Origin of the sequence: Nocardiopsis xinjiangensis YIM 90004, from assembly GCF_000341145.1 — a bacterium.
Lineage (GTDB): Bacteria > Actinomycetota > Actinomycetes > Streptosporangiales > Streptosporangiaceae > Nocardiopsis > Nocardiopsis xinjiangensis.
Map to the genome: position 1 here is coordinate 35,413 of NZ_ANBE01000057.1, position 18,113 is coordinate 53,525.

Annotated in this window: 13 protein-coding genes and 1 pseudogene; 5 read left to right on the forward strand and 9 right to left on the reverse strand. The window is 70.4% G+C overall.

The annotated features are described in order from the left end of the window. Positions 1 to 106: 106 nt before the first annotated feature. Both D473_RS0122655 and D473_RS0122660 read right to left on the reverse strand, forming a co-directional pair. The gene (locus D473_RS0122655; RefSeq protein WP_017611327.1) at positions 107 to 1,081 is read right to left on the reverse strand and encodes a Ppx/GppA phosphatase family protein; all 975 of its coding nucleotides are present in this window, start codon (positions 1,079 to 1,081) and stop codon (positions 107 to 109) included. Then, entirely contained in the window at positions 1,078 to 1,656 is a 579-nt protein-coding gene (locus D473_RS0122660) for a DUF501 domain-containing protein (RefSeq protein ID WP_017611328.1), read from the reverse strand. Before D473_RS0122660 ends, D473_RS0122655 begins: the two co-directional genes overlap by 4 nt. Before the next feature lie 188 nt (positions 1,657 to 1,844). Between D473_RS0122660 and D473_RS0122665 the strand changes: the two genes are divergently transcribed. Further along, positions 1,845 to 3,503 (forward strand): catalase, encoded by a 1,659-nt coding sequence (locus D473_RS0122665; RefSeq protein WP_017611329.1) that lies wholly within the window; start codon positions 1,845 to 1,847, stop codon positions 3,501 to 3,503. Between the two features lie 108 nt (positions 3,504 to 3,611). Here the strand turns inward: D473_RS0122665 and D473_RS0122670 are convergent, their stop codons facing one another. The 3 genes from D473_RS0122670 to D473_RS0122685 all read right to left on the reverse strand — a co-directional run bounded on the left by D473_RS0122670 (position 3,612) and on the right by D473_RS0122685 (position 6,192). Beyond that, positions 3,612 to 3,971: an FtsB family cell division protein gene (locus tag D473_RS0122670; RefSeq protein WP_017611330.1), complete on the reverse strand. Its 360-nt coding sequence runs from the start codon at positions 3,969 to 3,971 to the stop codon at positions 3,612 to 3,614. Positions 3,972 to 4,154: 183 nt separating this feature from the next. Next, a complete protein-coding gene (eno, locus tag D473_RS0122680; RefSeq protein ID WP_026127219.1) occupies positions 4,155 to 5,438 on the reverse strand; it encodes a phosphopyruvate hydratase in 1,284 nt (427 codons plus the stop codon). 199 nt (positions 5,439 to 5,637) lie between these two features. Next, the gene (locus D473_RS0122685; protein ID WP_017611332.1) at positions 5,638 to 6,192 is read right to left on the reverse strand and encodes a TetR/AcrR family transcriptional regulator; all 555 of its coding nucleotides are present in this window, start codon (positions 6,190 to 6,192) and stop codon (positions 5,638 to 5,640) included. A 156-nt stretch (positions 6,193 to 6,348) separates the two neighbouring features. Between D473_RS0122685 and D473_RS0122690 the strand changes: the two genes are divergently transcribed. Together D473_RS0122690 and D473_RS0122695 are read left to right on the forward strand one after the other, a co-directional pair. Next, positions 6,349 to 7,563, forward strand: coding sequence for an FAD-dependent monooxygenase (locus D473_RS0122690; protein ID WP_017611333.1), 1,215 nt, complete (start codon positions 6,349 to 6,351; stop codon positions 7,561 to 7,563). A gap of 119 nt (positions 7,564 to 7,682) precedes the next feature. After that, positions 7,683 to 9,122, forward strand: coding sequence for an FtsW/RodA/SpoVE family cell cycle protein (locus tag D473_RS0122695; protein WP_026127220.1), 1,440 nt, complete (start codon positions 7,683 to 7,685; stop codon positions 9,120 to 9,122). Positions 9,123 to 9,237: 115 nt separating this feature from the next. On the opposite strand, the gene D473_RS0122700 is transcribed toward D473_RS0122695, so the two are convergent. Both D473_RS0122700 and cysC read right to left on the reverse strand, forming a co-directional pair. Then, entirely contained in the window at positions 9,238 to 9,975 is a 738-nt protein-coding gene (locus tag D473_RS0122700; protein ID WP_017611335.1) for a MazG family protein, read from the reverse strand. Positions 9,976 to 10,034: 59 nt separating this feature from the next. Beyond that, complete coding sequence (cysC, locus tag D473_RS0122705; protein WP_017611336.1) at positions 10,035 to 11,555, reverse strand: adenylyl-sulfate kinase; 1,521 nt, start codon at positions 11,553 to 11,555, stop codon at positions 10,035 to 10,037. Positions 11,556 to 11,903: 348 nt separating this feature from the next. Between cysC and mfd the strand changes: the two genes are divergently transcribed. Next, entirely contained in the window at positions 11,904 to 15,500 is a 3,597-nt protein-coding gene (mfd, locus tag D473_RS0122710) for a transcription-repair coupling factor (protein WP_017611337.1), read from the forward strand. A gap of 183 nt (positions 15,501 to 15,683) precedes the next feature. Here the strand turns inward: mfd and D473_RS0122715 are convergent, their stop codons facing one another. Further along, positions 15,684 to 17,336 (reverse strand): cell division protein PerM, encoded by a 1,653-nt coding sequence (locus D473_RS0122715; RefSeq protein WP_033353869.1) that lies wholly within the window; start codon positions 17,334 to 17,336, stop codon positions 15,684 to 15,686. Positions 17,337 to 17,460: 124 nt separating this feature from the next. Between D473_RS0122715 and D473_RS0122720 the strand changes: the two genes are divergently transcribed. After that, complete coding sequence (locus D473_RS0122720) at positions 17,461 to 17,964, forward strand: DUF1707 SHOCT-like domain-containing protein (protein ID WP_017611339.1); 504 nt, start codon at positions 17,461 to 17,463, stop codon at positions 17,962 to 17,964. 34 nt (positions 17,965 to 17,998) lie between these two features. Here the strand turns inward: D473_RS0122720 and D473_RS27355 are convergent. Beyond that, positions 17,999 to 18,113, reverse strand: a pseudogene (locus tag D473_RS27355) (succinate--CoA ligase subunit alpha); the annotation flags it as partial.

Genomic DNA, 18,113 nt, shown 5'->3' on the forward strand with positions numbered 1-18,113 from the left:
GTTTTTGCAGCTCACGAGGGTTGTGAATGCCTTCACAAGGACCTCACGGGGTGATGCGTCTCACCCGGAGGTCCCGCGGAGCCCCCCTGAAAGACCCTTGTGGGGTTCAGGGAACGAGGCTCCAGGCGACCCCGTCGAGGATGTCCTGCTCACTCGCGGTGAAGTGGTCGGCGCCCGTGCGGGCCACCACCCTCGACAGCACCAGTGCGCCCGCCCCGATCACGTCCACACGTCCGGGGTGCATGACCCCGATCGCGGCCCGCTCCTCGTGCGTGGAACGCAGCAGCTCAGCGGTGATGCGCTCCAGGTCCGCCACCCCGACACGGGTGTGGTGGATGCGCTCGGAGTCGTACTCGGGCAGGTCGGCGGCGATCCCGGCGACCGTGGTCGCCGTTCCGGCCACGCACACCACCGAACCGGCCTCACGCAGCGGCACGGTGCGCTCGACCTCGTCCAGGGCCGCCTCGATGTCGGCGGTGGCCGCGTCGATCTGCTCCCGGGTGGGCGGGTCCCCGTGCAGATGGCGCTCGGCCATGCGCACACAACCCGTGTTCACCGACAGCGACGCACGGATCAGCTCGTCCTGCTCCGACTCGGCGCCCAGCACGAACTCGGTGGAACCGCCACCGATGTCCACGACCAGGAACGGGGGCGCGTGCGCCTCCCGGCCGTCCTCGACGTCGAACTCGGCGGTAGCGCCCACGAAGGACAGCTCCGCCTCGTCCAGACCGGTGACCACCTCGGGCTCCACGCCCAGGATCTCCTGCACACCCTCCACGAACTCGTCGCGGTTGGCGGCATCGCGTGTGGCGCTCGTGGCCACCATGCGCACCGCCTCGGGCCCCGGTTCGATGCCGTGTGCCCGGATCGCCTCGGCGTACCCGCGCAGAGCCGTGAACGTGCGCTCCAACGCCTGGGGCGCAAAGGCTCCGGTCTCGTCCACGCCTTCACCCAGGCGCACGATCTCCATCCGGCGGTCGAGGTCGACCACCTCGACCTCGTCACCGTCCATGTGCACGATCTCGGCGATCAGCAACCTGATCGAGTTGGTCCCGCAGTCGATCGCAGCGACCCCGCTCATGAGCCACTCCCCTCACTGGCTTCGGAGGTGTCCTCGTCCATGCACACACAAGCGCCCTTGGCCCACCACTCGGGCAACTCCTCCAGCGCCTCGGCACCGAAGGGGTTGGAGCCCGGGACCGCCAACTCGTGGGCGACCAGGGCGTGCAGGCACTTGACCCGCTCGGGCATCCCGCCGGTGCTCTGCATCCCCTCCGGGAGGGGGGCCGACCCGTCCACGCGCGCCTGCTCCGAACGCTCGGCGACGTAGGACTCGTGCGCCTCGGTGTAGGCCTCCCGCAACTGCGGGTCCTGCCCCAGACGCTCCTGCATGCGCCGCATCACGCCGTCGTTCTCCATCCGTCCGATGGCCGAGGCGGCGCGAGGGCACGTCAAGTAGTACAACGTCGGGAACGGAGTCCCGTCTTCCAAGCGGGGAGCGGTACGGACCACGTCCGGCAGCCCACAGGGGCACCGGTGGGCGACCGCGCGCACCCCGCGCGGGGCACGGCCGAGCTGGTGTTCGACGGCGGCGACGTCACGGGCGTCGACGGGGCCGTCCTGCGGAGTGGAGGCGGGCTGTTCTGCGGAAGTCATGACCGATCCAGCATAGGCCCCGTAACGGACCACCGCGGTCCCGGACCTGGTCGGAGGCCCCGCCGGACGGGACCTCCGGTACGCCCGCGAGCAGGGCGAGAACCCCTCGAACCAGGAGTCACACGGAGCGCCCCGGGGCAGGTGGGTACCGAAGGCACTCAGAGCGACACGTTGGGGGAACGAGTCGTATGACTGACGTATCCAGCCAGGGGTCCGGCCCCGGTGATGACCGTGAGATCCTCACCAACCGCCAAGGCCACCCCGTCTACGACAACCAGAACCAGAGGACGGTGGGCAACCGCGGACCCGCGACCCTGGAGAATTACCACTTCCTGGAGAAGATCAGCCACTTCGACCGGGAGCGGATCCCGGAGCGGGTGGTCCACGCACGGGGGGTCACGGCCTACGGTTTCTTCGAGGCCTACGGCACGTGGGGCGACGAGCCGATCAGCCGGTACACGCGCGCCAAGCTCTTCCAGGAACGCGGCAAGCGCACCGACATCGCTCTGCGCTTCTCCACGGTCATCGGGGGACGCGACTCCTCGGAGTGCGCGCGGGACCCGCGGGGGTTCGCCGTCAAGTTCTACACCGAGGACGGCAACTGGGACCTGGTCGGCAACAACCTCGCGGTGTTCTTCATCCGCGACGCCGTCAAGTTTCCCGACGTCATCCATTCCCTGAAGCCGGACCCGGTGACCTTCCGCCAGGAACCCAACCGCATCTTCGATTTCATGTCGCAGAGCCCCGAGAGCTTGCACATGCTGGTCAACCTCTTCAGCCCGCGCGGAATCCCGTCCGACTACCGGCACCAGCAGGGGTTCGGCGTCAACACGTACAAGTGGGTCGACCAGGCGGGCGAGACGGTCCTGGTCAAGTACACCTGGATGCCCAAGCAGGGTGTGCGCAGCATGACCGAGGAGGACGCCGCCAACGTCCAGGCGCAGGAGACCGGGCACGCCACCAAGGACCTGCACGAGGCCATCGACCGCGGTGACCACCCCGAGTGGGAACTGCTGGTGCAGATGATGAGCGACGAGGAGCATCCCGAGCTCGACTTCGACCCGTTGGACGACACCAAGACCTGGCCCGAGCAGGACTTCCCGCCCAAACCCGTGGGACGGATCGTTCTCGACCGCAACGTGTCGAACAACTTCGCCGAGAACGAGCAGATCTCCTTCGGCACCGGTGTGCTCGTGGACGGTCTGGACTTCTCCGACGACAAGATGCTGGTCGGACGCACCTTCTCCTACAGCGACACCCAGCGTTACCGCGTGGGACCCAACTACCTGCAGCTGCCGGTCAACCAGGCCAAGCACAGCGACGTGCGCACCAACCAGCGCGACGGCCTGATGGCCTACTACCAGGACACCGCCGGGGAGAGCCCGCACGTCAACTACGAGCCCTCCATCACCGGCGGGCTCCGGGAGGGGCAGTACCCCACCAACGACGAACAAGGGCCCGAGATCCGGGGACGGCTCACCCGCTCGCGTATCCCGCTCACGAACGACTACAAACAGGCCGGCCAGCGCTTCCGGCTCATGGAACAGTGGGAACGCGACGATCTGGTCACGAACTTCACGAACATGCTCCTGCAGTGCGACCGGCCGATCCAGGAACGCATGGTCTGGCACTTCCTCCTGGCCGAGGACGAGCTGGGGCTGCGTGTCGGCGAGGGTCTGGGGATCGGCCCCGGCGACGTCTCGCATCTGGAGCCGTTGCAGAGTCAGGACCTGACCGGTGAGGACCGCGAGCGCCTGGGCCGTCTGGGCGAGAACGGCCCCCGGGACGTGGAGGGCCTGGACATGACCCACTGCGTACCCGACGAGCGGTACGTGGCCGAGCGCTGAGGCAGACAGGACCGAGCGGACCGCCGTTCCCGCCGGCAGGCGCCTGTCGGCGGGAACGGCCCCGGTCACACCGTTGTCCGGCCCTCGCCCCGCGCAACGTGACCGCCCCTACGAACGGGGATCGTCGGCCTCCTCCACCGAACCCCACAGGGTCGAGAACCACGGCTCGTCCGGCCCGCCCTCGTCCTCGGCGCCGGACTCCTCCTCGGGCCTGACCACGATGTAGGCCGTCTCCTCCGGGTACTGGTAGTGCAGCCGTGCGCGCGCCTCACGCTCGACATACTCGTCCTCGGAGAGCTCCTCCGCCCGCTGCTCCAGGTGGGCGACGTTCTCCTCCGTACGCTCACGCTCCTCCTGGAGCTGAGCCACCTGGGCGCGCTGCGCCACGTACTCGCGCAGCGGATAGGCCAGGGTCAGCGCGATGCCGCACACCACCACGGCCAGGATCGCCGCACGGCTGGTGAGCATGGGCCGCACCCTCCGCCGGGTGCGGCCCGTGCTCCTGCTCGCGGGTCCCGCTTTGCTGCCCCCGGGCGACCGTGCGGTGCCGGCCTTGGTGCCCGCCTTGCCCGATCTGACACGTTCAGCGGACTTTGCGGTCTTCTTGCCTTTTGCTGGGGACTGCTTGGATTCGCGGGACACTGGGGCAGACTAGCCGCGCCCGCGGAACCTCGGGAAGGCCGACACGCCCGCATACACCGCGGCTTCGGCGAGCTCCTCCTCGATACGCAGCAACTGGTTGTACTTGGCCACACGCTCGCTGCGCGCGGGGGCACCCGCCTTGATCTGGCCGGCGTTGGTGGCCACAGCGATGTCGGCGATCGTGGTGTCCTCGGTCTCGCCGGAACGGTGGCTGATCATCGCCGTGTAACCGCTGCGCTGGGCCAGGGAGACGGCCTCCAGGGTCTCGGTGAGGGTACCGATCTGGTTGACCTTCACCAGCAGCGAGTTCGCCGTGTCCTCGTCCACCCCGCGCTGGAGCCGCCCCGGGTTGGTGACGAACAGGTCATCGCCCACGAGCTGGACCTTGCTGCCGAGCTCGGCGGTGAGGGTCTTCCACCCCTCCCAGTCCTCCTCGTCGAGCGGGTCCTCGATGGAGACCAGCGGGTAGGCAGCGACCAGCTCGGAGTAGTAGGCCGCCATGTCCTCGGCCGAACGCGTCTTCCCCTCGAACGTGTAGACACCGTCGGAGAACAGCTCCGCGGCGGCCACGTCCAGAGCCAGCGCCACGTCGGTGCCCGGGGTGTAACCCGCCTTCTCGATGGCCTCGACGATCAGGTCCAGAGCCGCACGGTTGTTGTCCAGGTTCGGGGCGAAGCCGCCCTCGTCACCCACACCCGTGCCCAGGCCATACGACTTCAGGACCTTCTTCAGGGAGTGGTAGACCTCGGTGCCCCAACGCAGCGCCTCGGCGAAGGTGGGGGCGCCGATCGGCGCGACCATGAACTCCTGGATGTCGACGTTGCTGTCGGCGTGCGCACCACCGTTGAGGATGTTCATCATCGGAACCGGGAGCACGTGCGCGTTCGGGCCGCCCATGTAGCGGAACAGCGGGAACCCGGCCTCGGCAGCGGCCGCCTTGGCCACCGCCAGGGAAGCACCCAGGATCGCGTTCGCGCCCAGGCGCGACTTCTCCGGGGTGCCGTCCAGGTCGATGAGCGCACGGTCGATGATGCGCTGCTCGTCCGGGCTGTACCCCAGCAGCTCGCCGGCGATCTCGTCATTGACCGCCACGACCGCCTTGGTCACACCCTTGCCGCCATAGCGGTCGCCGCCGTCGCGCAGTTCGACCGCCTCGAACTGTCCGGTGGAGGCACCGCTGGGCACACCCGCGCTCACCAGGGTGCCGTCGTCGAGCAGGACCTCGACCTCGACTGTCGGGTTGCCCCGGGAGTCGAGGATCTCCCGCGCCTGTACTGACTCGATGGACGCCACGGTCATCTCCGTCTCTTCGGTTACTGCTTGGCAGTGGGTCGGAACCCGCCGAAAGCCTAGCTGGTGTGCTGTGCCTCCTCCGGGCCTCGCTCCGCCTCGGCCCGGGTTCGGGACGGGCTCCACGGCCCGGCTGCTCGGCGACGGGCCCCACGATCCGGGCGGGGCTGCTCCACGGACCGGGTTTCTTCGGGGTGTGGTGTCAGTTGGCGTGGCCGGGTGCGGTGCCGCTGCGCAGGGCGGCCATGGCGATCTGCACGGCGCGGGACCGGTGCTCGGCGGCCTCGTGGGCGGGGAGCATGACGGCGATGTCCTGGATCCCGCCGAGGGCGATGACGGCACCCATCTTGGCGGGAGTGCCGGGTTCCACGCCGACCAGGAGTGCGTCCAGGCGGCGGCGCACGGAGACCACACTCTCGACCAGCCCGGACTCCGAGAGCGCGGTGACGTCGTTGAGCACGGCCGTCAGCAGGGCCCTGTGGCGCACGCACAGGTCGAAGTACTCACCCAGGAGCTCTTCGGCGCCGGCCCCGCCCGCATGGCGTTCCAGAAGCCGCTCGGCCTCGGCCACCAAGGGCTCCACGAGGGCGGTAAGCAGGTCGCGCTTCGAAGGGTAGTGGTAGTAGAGCGCGGCCTTGGTGATGCCGAGTCGTTCGGCGATCTCCCGCAGGCTGGTCCTCTCATAGCCCTGCCGGCCGAACAGCTCCATGGCCACGTCGCGGATCTCGGCCTTGGTGTCGCTCTGTGCCCTGGGCACGCGGACGTCCTTCCCTTCCTCGCGGGTTTCCTGAGCAACGAGTCTAACGGCGACCGTCCGCACGGTAAGTGGACGGCCGCTCGGAAAGTTACTTGGCGGCCGACAAGGGACCGATCTACCGTGAGGGCTCGTGCGAACGCAAGGAGCTGAACGGCCATGACCGCCGTACGCACCGTGCTCGTCTCCGGCGCGAGTGTTGCCGGACCGACCCTCGCCCACTGGCTCCACCGCCGCGGTATGCGGGTCACCGTGGTCGAGAAGGCACCCGCTCCACGCCCGGGCGGGCACGCCGTCGACGTCCGGGGCGCCGCCGTCGACGTCGCCGAGCGCATGGGGATCCTCGGCACCATCCGCGAGCACCTCACACAGACCTCACGGGTGCACTTCGTCGGCCCCGACGGGCGGACGCGCGCCGAGATCTCCCCCACCATGGACACCGGCCACGGGCGTTCCCTGGAGATCGTGCGCGGCGACCTGGCCCGGATCCTGCGCGAGGCCACGCCCGCGGACACCGAGTACCTCTACGGCGACACCGTCACCGCCCTGGAAGAGGGCCCGGACGGGGTGCACGTCACCTTCCGCCACCACGAACCCCACACGTTCGACCTGGTTGTGGGCTCCGACGGCCTGCACTCCACCACACGCACGCTCGCCTTCGGCCCCGAGGAGGACTTCGCCCACTACCTGGGCGCGCTCATCAGTATCAGCACGGTCCCCAACCACCTCGGAATCGACCGGGAGGCACAGCTGTACAACACCCCCGGTCTGGGGTGCGGGCTCATCCACTCGCCCCGTTTCGAGGGCGCAAAGGCGGTCTTCCTCGCGCACGAGACGGAGCCGGGCGGGCTCGACCGCGCTCCGGAAGAGGACCAGAAAGATTACCTGCGCAAGCGTTTCACCGGTGCCGGGTGGGAGAGCGACCGCCTCCTGGAGGAGCTGGCCCAAGCCCCGGACTTCTACTTCGACTCGGTCACACAGATCCACATGGACCGCTGGCACCGGGGACGGATCGCGCTGCTCGGCGACGCCGGCTACTGCCCTTCCCCCATGTCCGGGCAGGGCACCACACTGGCGATGGTGGGTGCCCACGTGCTCGCCGAGGAGCTGGGGCGGCACACCACGCCCGAGCCGGCTCTGGAGGCCTACGAGGCCCGCATGCGCCCCTACGTGCGCGCAAACCAGGGCATCGCCGACACCGGGCTCGGGTTCCTCGCGCCGCGCACCCGCCTCGGGCTCGCCACACGCAACGCCATCCTGCGCCTGGGGCCCCTGCTGACCACGCTGTCCCGCCTGGACACCAGGGTCGCGCGGGCCGCGGAGGCCATCGACCTCGACGCTCCCGCCCCACAGGACCCGCCCCGGCACGCCTGAGCGGCACACCGGTCCCGGGCGGCCTATAGTTCCTCGGGAGAGCTCCCCCGATGGCCCGGTCGCCGCGGTCGCCCGAGGACGGCCGCGGCACACAGGCGGATGGTGGGTACATGGCGCACATGGCTGAGCCCCGAACCGAACCGACCGCCACCGACGGTGTCCTGCCACCGGTACCCAAGCGGGCCCAGGAACTGCGCCTGCTCGTGGCCTCGGTGATCTTCATCGTCCTCACTCTCGGAACGGCCTCGCTCACCGTCACCGGCGGCCTCGACCCCACACTCGCCACCCCCGCGCTCGTGCTCGGCGGCGCCGGGGCCGCCCTCCACGTGCTCCTGCGTTTCGTCACCCCTTACGCCGATCCGATCGTCATGCCGGTGGCCCTGGCGCTCACCGGTCTGGGCCTGACCATGATCTGGGTCCTGGAGACGACCGGCCCCGGCGACCCGGACGGCACCGGGACACAACGGCAGATGCTGTGGGCGGTGGCCGGGACGGTCCTGTGCGGGGCGACGGTCGCCCTCGTGCGCGAACCACGGCGGCTGAGCCTGTACACCTACCTCCTCGCCCTGGCTGCCCTTTTCCTGCTCCTGTTGCCCCTGTCACCACTGGGCCACGAAGTGCTGGGCGCGCGCCGGTGGATCCAAGCCGGCGGGTTCACGATGCAGCCCTCGGAGTTCGCCAAGATCCTGCTCGTGGTCTTCCTCGCTTCCTACCTGGGGCGGCAACGCGAGGTGCTGGCGACCGTCTCACGCACGGTACGGATCGGCCGGTTCAAGATCTTCAGCGTGCCCCGGGCGCGCGACCTGGCACCCATGGCGGTGGGTTGGGGGATGGCGATCCTGCTGTTGGTCGGCACCCGCGACCTGGGCACGTCGCTGCTGCTGTTCGGCACGTTCCTGGCAGTGCTCTACGCCGCCACGGCCCGCAAGTCCTGGGTCCTCATCGGGCTCGTGGCCTTCTCCGCGGGTGCCTACGCCGCCTACCTGCTCTTCGGACACGTGCAGAACCGGGTGGAGATCTGGCTCGACGCCTTCGACCCGGAGGTCTACAACCGGGTCGGCGGCAGCTTCCAGGTCGTGGAGGGCATGTTCGCGCTGGCCGAGGGCGGTGTCTTCGGGACCGGTTTCAACGACGGGTTCGCGCAGGAGATCTTCGCCGCCGACAGCGACCTGATCCTCGTCTCGATCGGGGAGAAGCTCGGCGTGACCGGGCTCATCGCGGTACTGGCGCTGCTGTTCCTGCTCGCCCAACGGGGGTTCCGCATCGCCCTGGGCGCCAAGGACCCCTTCCTCAAACTCACCGCGTTCGGCTACGCGTTCCTGATCGCCTTCGACGTGTTCATCGTGCTCGGCGGCGCCACCCTCCTCATCCCGCTCACCGGCATGACCACACCGTTCCTGTCGGCGGGCGGCTCGGCCCTGATGGCCAACTGGCTCATCATCGGGCTGTGGTTGACCATCAGCGAGAGCGCCCGTCGCCCGCAACAGACTTTCGCCCCGGGCACCGCACCCGGCGACCCGGCCACCGAGGTCATCGACGTACGGGAACGCGGTCGCTGACCCCCGGTGCCGGGGCGGCCGCTGCGTGCCCGCCGGCGTAGGGCCCCGGACACCGAACGCCGCCGGGGCGTGGCCCGGACCGCGCAGGGCCGCCCGCACGGTGAGGGGCTCGGCCTCAATCCCCGGTCCGGGCCCAGTAGGTACGCCACTGCCCCTCGTCGAGCTCACGCGGCTCGTGGCCGTCGGCACGCGCGGCCGCCTCGGTCCGCCGGACCCGCGCGTCGAACCGGCGGGCCGCCGACCTCAGGTCCGTCTCGGCGTCGTGGCCCGCGGCACGCTCGCCGGCGACCTCCGTGAACAGGCCACCGCCCGCACCGCCGTCATCGTCGATCAGGTCGGCCGGCACCCCGTTGCGCACGGCGCGGCGCTGGAGTTCGTCGGCGAGCAGCACCGCCGGCTGGGCGAAGGGCACCCCGTCCAGGACCGACGTGGGTCCTGTCCCGGAGGCCTCGGCCGCGGCCGCGCGCTCGGCCGCCTTGATCGTCTCCCAGTTGGCCTTGACCGCGTCCGGATCGGCGGCGTCGACCCCACCGAACACGTGCGGGTGGCGGCGGGTCATCTTGTCGACGATCGCGTCGGCGACGTCGTCCACGGTGAAACGGCCCGGGTCGCCCTCGGGGCGTTCCGCGGCCACCGCGGAGTGGAAGACCACCTGGAGCAGCACGTCGCCGAGTTCCTCCGGCAGGGTCGCGTAATCACCCTCCTCGATGGTCTCCAGCGTCTCGTAGGCCTCCTGAACCAAGTACTTGGCCAGGGACTCGTGCGTCTGCTCGCGGTCCCAGGGACACTCGCGGCGCAGGGTGTCCATCACCTCGACCAGGCGCAGGACACGGTGCCCGGGCACCTCACCCATCGATGCGTTCCTCCTCGTTCCGTCCTCGGAGCGGGGGCCCTCCCCGGCCCGGTTCCCGTTCACTGCGGCAGCCACCCGCCCTCGCGCAGGGCCGCCAGGACCTCGGCCACGGACTCGGCCGGATCGGTGTCGGTGGTGTCCACGACCAGATCCGGGCCGGCCGGGGTCTCGTACGGGTCGGAGATCCCGGTGAACACGGGGATCTCACCCGCGCGTGCCTTGGCGTACAGACCCTTGCGGTCGCGGTCCTCGCACACCTCCAAGGGTGTGGCCACGTGCACCAGGAAGAAGTCGCCGAACTCCTCCACCATCGCCTGCACCTCGGCCCGGCCCGCCTCGTAGGGGGCGATGGGCGCGCACACCGCCACACCGCCGTGCCGGGTGATCTCCGAGGCCACGTAACCGATCCGGCGGATGTTGAGCTCACGGTCCTCGCGGGAGAACGTCAGCCCCTTGGACAGCAGGCGCCGCACCACGTCGCCGTCGAGCAGGGTCACGGTGCGTCCCGAACGGCTGATGCCGTCGCGGACCCCTCGGGCGATCGTGGACTTGCCCGACCCCGACAGGCCCGACAGCAGCACCGTCAGGCCTCGGCGGGTACGGGCCGGGCGCATACGGGCCATCTCGGAGGCCACACGCGCCGGGGTGAACCAGGCCGGGAGCTCGCGCCCGTGCGCCAGTTCGGTCTCGACCTCGTCGTCGGTGAGCTCGGCCCGGGCGGTCCCCTCGGGGACCTCCTCGGCCGGCGACCACAGCTGCCCGTCCTCGTCGAAACACCAGGGGCCGGGCACGACGTACTCGGCCCCGCCCTCGGCCGCCTCCGGTTCCGTACCGCCCTCCACGAGCACGTGCGTGGCGCCGTAGGCGGCCGCCACGTGTGCGGCCAGGCCGGTCTGGCGCGGGGTCCAGCGGCCCCCGAAGCCGTCGCCGGAACGGTCCCGGGGCAGGGTGAGGGCCACGAAGATCGTGCGGGGCGGCAGGAGCGGTTCGGCCGCCAGCACCGCACCGGCCGTGTTCTCCTCCAGCAGTCCCGTGTCGATCAGGACCAGCACCTCCGCACGCCCCAGTTCCTCGGCGCACGTACGGATCTGGTGCAGGACCCGGTGGTGCAGCGGACGGTCGGTCACCACCGCCATCAGCGGACGGTCCGGGAAGGGTCCGACCTCGTGCTGTCCACGCACCTCGGCGGGGGTCAGGCGCAGTTCGCGCAGAGCCCCGTACATGGGAGGGCGCACCAGCTCCACCTCACCGGCGGCGCGCCGGGAGCCGTCCTCCGCCGTCCACTGCTCGGAGACCTGCAGCTCCGCCAGGGGGGTGCCCTCGGGATCGGTCAGGAGCACACGCTCGGCCCCGGTGAGGGACTCGGGGACCTCCAGGGTGACCGGAACCGGCCACGCACGCCCGTCCGGCAGGCGACCGTGGCGCTCCACGGATTCGGCCTCGGCCCGGGTCATGAACCCGGAGAGCGGACACGCCCCGCTCAGAACGAGTTCCAGGTGCGCGAGGGCCTCCGGTCCGGGGGTCAAGGTGGGTGTCCCCTCCCCGCCGGTCTCCTCGGGCTCCCTGTCCTCTCTCACCACGTGTGTCCTCTCCAAGCAGCTCGACGGAAACGGACCCAAGCGTATGCCGACACCCGCTACCCGCGTTCCCTGCACTCCCAACAGAGGAATAACCGCAGCTCATCGGCGGTTTTCACCAGAGCTGGCCCACGGACGGCCGGCCTGAGGGCCCGTGGCGCGGGGGCGCGGAGACGGCGTCCGGCGATCCCGGCCGACGGCTCTGTCCACAGGGCCGCCGCGCGAACGATCCGATCCGGATAAGCTGGAAGGAGCCGGGCGGCCTCTACGCACATCTCTTCGCGCAGCCGTCTCGTTCCTCGGGCCACGACCATCCGCCCGTCAGCCGGACCACTCCCACTTTCTGGTGCTATGAGCCTTTTTGGACTTCTCGCCGACGTCGCCAAGGACCCGGCGCTGCACAGCGCGATCGAGACCGCCCGCCGCGGCGACGATCCCCACCTCGACCTGGTCGCCCCTGCGGCGCTACGCCCCTTCACGGTCGCAGCTCTGGCCGCCGACGCCCCCGAGGGCGCCGGCCGCCCCCTGTTGGCGGTGACCGCGACCGAGCGGGAAGCCGCCGACCTCACCGACGCGCTGGGCTCACTGCTGCCCGAGAACTCCGTCGCGCTCTTCCCCGCCTGGGAGACCCTCCCCCACGAGCGCCTCTCCCCCCGCTCCGACACCGTCGGCCGGCGCCTGGCCGTCCTGCGCCGCCTGGCCCACCCCGACCCGGACGACCCGCTCACCACACCCCTGCGTGTGGTGGTCGCGCCGATCCGCAGTGTCCTGCAGCCGCTCGTGGGCGGACTCGGCGACCTCGAACCCGTGCGTGTGCGCCCCAATGACGAACAGCCCATGGAAGAGGTCGTGGGCGCCCTCACCGACGCCGGGTACGCCCGTGTCGACCTCGTCGAGAAGCGCGGCGACATGGCCGTGCGCGGCGGCATCCTCGACGTCTTCCCGCCCACCGAGGAACATCCGCTGAGGCTGGAGTTCTGGGGCGACACCGTCGAGGAGATCCGCTACTTCCAGGTCGCCGACCAGCGCTCCATCGACCCCGCCGCCGACGGCACCGGCGACGCCGCCTCCGGGCTGTTCGCCCCGCCCTGCCGCGAACTCCTGCTGACCGACACCGTGCGCTCACGCGCCCGCGCCCTCACCGAACAACACCCCTCCCTCGCCGAGGTCCTCGGCAAGATCGCCGACGGCGTCGCGGTCGAGGGCATGGAGGCCTTCGCCCCGGTCCTCGCCGACCACATGGAACCCCTGCCGGCCTACCTGGCCGAGAACGCGATGGTGGTGGGCTGCGACCCCGAACGCATCCGCACCCGCGCCCTCGAGCTCGAGGCCACCAGCGCCGAGTTCCTCGACGCCTCCTGGATCAACGCCGCTTCCGGTGGGGAAGCCCCCATCGACCTGGGCGGGTCGGCGTACATGTCCATCTCCGAGCTGCGCACCACCGCCGCCGAAGCCGGGCTGCCCTGGTGGGGGCTGACCCCCTTCACCTCCGGCGACGCCTCCGTCCCGGAGGAGGAGGACGCCGTCACCATCGGGGCCGCGGCCGCCGACTCCTACCGCGGCGACACCGAACGCGCCCTCGCCGACATCAAGGGCTGGCTGCACGACAGCTGGAGCGTCGTACTCGTCACCCAGGGGCACGGGCCCGCCGAACGGCTCGTGTCCATGCTCCGCAACGCAGGGCTCGGCGCCCACCACACCGAGGACCTCACCGAACCCCCGCGCCCGGCCGTCGCCACCGTCACCACCGGGCTCGTCGACCACGGGTTCCTGCTGCGGACCGTGCAGACCGTCGTACTCACCGAGACCGACCTGGCCGGGCAGAAGTCCTCCACCCGCGACATGCGGCGCATGCCCAGCCGGCGCAAGGGCACCGTCGACCCGCTCCAGCTCAAGCCCGGCGACCACGTCGTGCACGAACAGCACGGGGTCGGCCGCTACCTGGAGATGGTCAGCCGCCAGATCCAGGGCGCCACCCGCGAGTACCTGCTCATCGAGTACGCACCCTCCAAGCGCGGCCAACCCGGCGACCGCCTCTTCGTACCCACCGAACAGCTCGGCGAGGTCACCCGCTACGTCGGCGGCGAGGCGCCCACGCTGTCCAAGATGGGCGGCGCCGAATGGAACAAGGCCAAGAGCCGCGCGCGCAAGGTCGTCCGGGAGATCGCCGGCGACCTCATCCGCCTCTACTCCGCACGCCAGGCCTCCCCCGGGCACGCCTTCGGCCCCGACACACCCTGGCAGCGCGAACTCGAGGACGCCTTCCCGTACGTGGAGACCCCCGACCAGCTCGCCGCCATCGAAGAGGTCAAGGCGGACATGGGCAAGACCGTTCCCATGGACCGCCTCATCTGCGGTGACGTCGGCTACGGCAAGACCGAGGTGGCCGTGCGGGCCGCCTTCAAGGCCGTGCAGGACGGCAAACAGGTCGCGGTACTGGTGCCCACCACCCTGCTGGTGCAGCAGCACATGTCCACCTTCGCCGAGCGCTATGCCTCTTTCCCCGTCAGCGTGAAACCGCTCTCGCGCTTCCAGACCGACGGTGAGGTCGAAGCGACCCGCGAGGGCCTGCGCACCGGCGAGGTCGACATCGTCATCGGCACCCACCGGCTGCTTTCCTCCGAGACCCGGTTCAAGGAACTCGGCCTCGTCATCATCGACGAGGAGCAGCGCTTCGGTGTCGAACACAAGGAGGAGCTCAAGCGGCTGCGCACCCAGGTCGACGTGCTCGCCATGTCCGCCACACCCATCCCCCGCACCCTGGAGATGGGGATGACCGGCATCCGCGAGATGACCACGATCCTCACCCCGCCCGAGGAACGCCACCCGGTGCTGACCTTCGTCGGGCCCTACGAGGAGAAACAGATCGCCGCCGCGATCCGTCGCGAACTCATGCGCGAGGGCCAGGTCTTCTTCGTGCACAACCGTGTCTCCTCCATCGAGAAAGTCACGGCGAGCCTGCGCAGGCTCGTGCCAGAGGCACGCATCGCCTACGCCCACGGCCAGATGAACGAGCAACAGCTCGAGAAGGTCATGGTCGACTTCTGGGAGAAGAACTACGACGTGCTGGTCTCCACCACGATCGTGGAGTCCGGGCTCGACGTGCCCAACGCCAACACCCTCATCATCGACCGCGCCGACACCTACGGCCTCTCCCAGCTCCACCAGCTGCGCGGACGCGTCGGACGTGGACGCGAGCGCGCCTACTCCTACTTCCTGTATCCGCCCGAGCGGCCGCTGTCCGAGACCGCCTACGAGCGGCTCGCGACCGTGGCCCAGCACACCGAGACCGGTGCGGGCATGTACGTGGCCATGAAGGACCTGGAGATCCGCGGCGCCGGCAACATCCTGGGCGCCGAACAGTCCGGGACCATCGCCGGGGTGGGCTTCGACCTGTACGTGCGGATGGTCGGCGAGGCCGTCGCCGAGCTCAAGGGCGACCCGTCCTCGACGGAGGAGGCCGTCGAGGCCAAGGTCGAGCTGCCCGTCAACGCCCACATCCCGCACGACTACGTGCCCGGCGAACGGTTGCGGCTGCAGTCCTACAAACGGATCGCGAGCGTGGGCAGCGAAGAGGACATCCACGCCGCCCACGAGGAACTCAGCGACCGGTACGGGCCCCCGCCCCAGCCGGTGGACAACCTCATGGCGGTCGCGCGCTTCCGTGTGCTGGCCACCGCGGCCGGACTCGGCGACGTCACGTTGCAGGGCAACCAGATCCGGTTCTCCGGGCCCGCCGTCGCCGACCTGCGGGAGTCGCAGGAACTGCGGCTGCGGCGCATGTACCCGAAGACGATCGTGAAGGAAGCCACGAAGACACTGCTGGTTCCCGTGCCCAAGGCCGGGGGTATCGGCGGCAAGCCGCTACGCGACCTCGAGTTGCTGAAGTGGTGCACCGACTTCGTCTCCGCGATCTTCGAACCGGACCTCAAGCCGGCCCAGGGGTGAGCGCGCACGGGTCCGGGCTCCGCGCGAGCGGACCCGGCCCCGAGGTCTCTCCTCCCCACACGGGCCCCAGCACCGTGCACCCGCCCTGATGCCCGGCCCCTCGCGTGGCTGAGCCGACCTGCCCCCAACGGGTGACAGGTCGCCAGTCCCCGAGCCGCTTCTGGCGTGAGGCGGGTCCCGGGGTCAGTCCTTCGGGGGGTCCCCGGCCTCGTAGGTGATACCGAACAGGTCTTCGCCCTCGTCCTCGGTCGGACGGCGCTTCCACCAGCGCCCGCCACGCGTGCGCCGCTCGGCCTTGTCGGCCTTGCGGTGCGAGCGCAGCTCCTCACGAGCCTCCCGGCGCGCGGCACGCTCCGTGGCGCGGTCGCGCCGGTGCCCCTCCCGGTTGCGGCGCCGCGCCTCACGGCTCTCGGCGGCCTCGGTCCCGTTCTCGGGACCGGCACCACCCCTCTGCGGGGGGTCTTCCTCTCGCCGGGGCAACGTGGTGACCGTGGCCAACCCTTCGCCGACGGGGACCGAAGAGGAAGGCTCGGCCGCGGTCTGTCCCTCGGACGGTCCGGTGACGGGGTCGGGCCCGGGTTCCTCAAGGCCGCGTGCGGTGGGGCGGGCGTTCGGCGATCCGGGTTCGACCCCGGCCAGACGCAGCTTGCGGCTGTACCACCAGTTGGCGATCCAGGCGGCGACGGCGGCGGACACACCGACCTCCAGGACCGCGACGAGACCGACCTGCCAGGCCGAGGGCCCCACCTCGGCCAGCCGTACGGACCCCAGGGACCCTCCGGTGACCAGGGCCAGCGCCGCCACGGTGATGCCGGTGATGATCCCGCAGACGAACCCCCACAACGGCGCGGCCTCGCTCACCACGTCAGGGGCACTGCGCTGGGTCAGTATCCCGCCCAGGGCCCCGGCGAGGAACGGCACCGCCAACGCCCCGAGCGACAGCATCGGCGCGGGACCGTTCTCCGGAAGCGCGGCGAGCATCGGAAGCAGCGGCAGCGGCCCCACCGACACCCCGGTGGGAGCCACGACGGTCATCTCTCCCAGCGCGAAGCCCGGACCGAGGGAGTAACTGGTCGCGTACACGACCGCGTTCGGCAGGTAGGCGAACTGGACCAGCAGCAGCAACGCCCCGCCCACGAACCCGGGGCCGAGGGCACTCGTGGTGTCGATCGCCTCGGGCATGCCCACGGCCAACCCGGTCAGGAAGAGCAACAGCCCGCCGAGCACGAGGGTTCCGGTCGAGGCCAGCGCACCCACCATGAGTGAGCGCGCACGAGGGGGCATCAGGTCCAACAGCGCACCGGCGGTGACCTCCTTGTCGCGCATGAGCTGGCGCAACACCCCGAGCCCACCGGCGACGAAGGCGATCACGAATCCCATGACGAGTGCCCACGGCATGCTCGGCTCGACGAGCTCGGTGCGTGCCAGCAGCGCCAGCGTGCCCGCGATCGCGGCGTAGGGACCGGCGATGGCGACGGCCGCCCGGGGAACGTGGCGCAGGCGCGCGACCTCGCAGTTGCGTGCCAGCCACCGACCGGCCCGGTACAGGAGGACCCCGGGGAGCAGGACCAGGCCCAGGGGCAGCAGGGAGACCTGAGCGCTCTCGATCCCGAACGGGACGAGGTGACCCACGAGCCAGGCCAGGACTGCGCCCTGCAGCAGCTCGGCGATCTCGTCGGCGAAGGCGTCGTGCGGGGCGGCCACCCAGCCGACGATGGTCAGGGTGATCAGCGCTGCGAGTCCGATACCCGCGGCGGATGCGGCAGCCACACCACCGGTGGAGTAGACGGGGCGCGGAAGTTCGGCATGGTCGGGGGGTGATCCTGGCGTACTCACCCGACTTATGCTGCCAGGCACCGGAATGCGCCAGGGGACCCTGTGCTCGCGTGTCGTCCGTGGGGGAACGGGGTTCGGGACGGGTACGTCACACAGGAGACGTTCATCCCCTGAAAGGCCCGCCATGAGTGACCCGCGCTACCTCATCTCCGACACAGAACGCGACGAAGCGCTCCGTCACCTGCGCACGGCCCTGGAGGAGGGACGGTTCTCCGTCGACGAGCACGGGCAGCGCACGCAGGAGACCTTGCAGGCCCGCACCAACGAGGATCTGCGGCCGCTCTTCGACGACCTGCCCCAGCAGCTCTGGCCGAGCACGGTCGGACAACCACCGGCGCCCACCGTCATTCCTCCAGCCACACTCGGCACAGAGGACACGGCCCATCACAAGAAGCGGAACGAGGAGGATGAGGACGAGGAGGACCGCGAGCGCGACACGAACTTCGCCTCGCTAGCCGGGCTCGGCGGGTTCTTCTTCCTCATCTGGGGCCTGCCCGCGATGGTCAACGGCAGCACCGGTTCGGTCCTGGCCTTCCTCGGGTTCTTCTTCGTGTTCGTTCTCACCCCGGCCGCCGTCCAGATCACCCGCTCGTTCCGCGACCGGCGCCGCGGTATCGAGGGGGCGTGAAACGACGGCGGCCCCGCNGAACGTGAAGCGGTCCCTAGAACTGCTCGCGCACCAGCTGAGCGGTTTCGCTGGGGGTCTTGCCGACCTTGACGCCGGCAGCCTCCAGAGCCTCCTTCTTGGCCGAGGCCGTACCGGAGGAACCGGAGACG